The following is a 2104-nucleotide window of genomic DNA, read 5'->3' as shown; positions in this document are numbered from 1 at the left end:
GGAAGCATGCCTCCTTCGGCGACCGGCATGACGATGGTCGGGACCAACCTGCCGGCCGGCAACGCTCCGCCGCCGCCGATCCCGACGGATCGGGCCGCGGACCAAGTCTACTCTGCCGCCGCCATGGCGCATTCGCAGCAGCATCTGCAGATGCACGGGGGGCAGAATTTCTCGCAGGTCATATTTAATCTGGCCGAATACCAGGTCCGCGACGGTCGCGACGCCTATCGATGGGATGGCGGTGCCTGGTACGGTGGCGACATCAATCGCCTGGTTCTTAAAACCGAAGGCGAAGGGAACTTTGGGAGAAGCCTGGAAAGGGCGGAGCTGCAGGCGCTCTATGCACGGGCGATCGGACCCTTCACCGACTTCCAGGCCGGGATTCGTTACGACTTCAAGCCCAACCCCTCCCGTGTCTACGCTACGGTTGGGTTCGAGAGCCTGGCCCCAGGCTTTTTCGATGTGGAGGGCGCACTGTTCTTGTCTAGCAAGGGTGACGTGCTCGGCCGCGTTGAAGGGTATTACGATCAGCGTATCACCCAGCGCCTGATCCTCCAGCCTCGTCTCGAAGCGGAATTTGCGGCGCAAGACGTTCCGGAAGACCGGATCGGCTCGGGCTTGTCGGACCTCGAGCTTGGCTTGCGGCTGCGCTACGAGGTGAAGCGCGAGTTTGCCCCTTATATCGGTGTTTCATACGAGCGCAGAGTGGGCCGCTCTGCTCGTTTTGCACGCGAGGACGGCGAGGATGCGTCATCGACCAGCCTTGTTCTGGGCATTCGCACATGGTTTTGAGGCCGATTGGGCTTTGTTGCGTTGACTAAGTCCAAGAAGGAGCAGGCAATGTTTAAGACACTTACAGCTCTGGCTCTGGCGGCGATGGCAGCGAGCCCGGCTTTGGCTCAGCAGCAGATGCAAGGCATGGACCACTCGAAAATGCAGGGCATGAACCACGACAACATGCCTGGCATGAACACGCCCTTCATGCCCGCCGAGATGGCGATGCACGAGAAGATGATGAGGGCCAAAGGCGCCAATGCAAATGAGACGTGGGCCCGCAAGATGATCGAGCATCACCGCGGTGCGATTGCCATGTCGCAGATCGTTCTCCGCGAGGCGCCCGATGCGAAGACCCGGCAAATGGCTCAGAAGTCTATTGCCGAGCAAAACAAGAGCATCGGTGAACTCCAGGCGATGCTCCGGTCGATGAGCAAGCGACCTCAGTGATAATCTTCGTTCCTCCCGCCCCACGAGGGGGCGGGAGGAATGACCAAGGAGTTTTTCCATGAAGACAGCTTTACGATCCGCGCTTACTGCCGCAGCCTTGTTGGTTCCGGTTGCCGTCAGCGCGGCCACCCCGATCGTTATGCACCGCGATCCCGGCTGCGGCTGTTGCGCCAAGTGGGCAGCGCAGGTGCAGCGGCAGCTCGGGCGCCAGGTGCGCGTCGTCGATGATTCCAATCGCCCGGCGCTGCAGAAGCGCGCGGGGGTCCCTGCGGACGTCTCGTCCTGCCACACAGCAATCGCCGATGGCATGGCTTTCGAGGGCCACGTGCCGATTGCCGATATGAAGCGGGCTCTCGCGACCCGGCCCAAGGGTGTGCGAGGCCTCGCGGTCGGCGGTATGCCGCTCGGCTCGCCGGGAATGGAAGTGCCGGGCGTCAAGACGCAGGCCTATGACGTGGTCGCCTTCGGTCCCGGCGGGCGCCGCCTGTTCGCGCGCCACGGCAGCTGATCGGCGGTTTTTTCAGGCTAGCGGCGCAGGACCCGGCCGCCGCAGCCGGCGTAGCTCCACGGTCCAGTTCGTCTGAAAGAGCAGGCGAAGAGTTCACAAAAGGATTCGGCCGGGTGAGGAAAACGGGAATCGATGAACACGGATCAAGGGGTCGGGTGATGGGCGGTAAACGAGGCGGGACCTTCGCTTTGCTCCTTGCGGTTGCAATGTCAGTAAGCACGTCGGCATCGGCTCATGAAGATCACGATGCGCTCGGGGCCGGTCCCGGGCCGGCCGCTAACAGCGCAGGCGAGACTCAGAAAAAGGATGGAGCAGACGCTGGCGACGGTCACATGGGGATGGGCTCTATGTCGACCGTGGACATGAACATGG

At 62.2% G+C, this 2104-nt stretch carries 3 protein-coding genes and 1 pseudogene; all 4 read left to right on the top strand.

What is annotated here, in order from left to right; genetic code table 11:
- A pseudogene (locus IL54_RS02705) lies at window positions 1-792 on the top strand (copper resistance protein B); the annotation flags it as partial.
- Window positions 793-840: 48 nt separating this feature from the next.
- Window positions 841-1224, top strand: a complete 384-nt coding sequence (locus tag IL54_RS02700) for a DUF305 domain-containing protein (RefSeq protein WP_037472990.1) — start codon at window positions 841-843, stop codon at window positions 1222-1224.
- Between the two features lie 58 nt (window positions 1225-1282).
- Window positions 1283-1732 carry a DUF411 domain-containing protein gene (locus IL54_RS02695; RefSeq protein ID WP_047100380.1) on the top strand — a complete coding sequence of 150 codons (450 nt, stop codon included), beginning with the start codon at window positions 1283-1285 and terminating at the stop codon, window positions 1730-1732.
- A 158-nt stretch (window positions 1733-1890) separates the two neighbouring features.
- Window positions 1891-2104: hypothetical protein (locus IL54_RS25265; RefSeq protein ID WP_037472982.1), on the top strand; the 214-nt coding region annotated here is incomplete at its 3' end.

Origin of the sequence: Sphingobium sp. ba1, from assembly GCF_000743655.1 — a bacterium.
GTDB lineage: Bacteria > Pseudomonadota > Alphaproteobacteria > Sphingomonadales > Sphingomonadaceae > Sphingobium.
The sequence above is the reverse complement of the archived record's forward strand: the minus strand, read 5'-3'. Positions and strand labels throughout refer to the sequence as shown.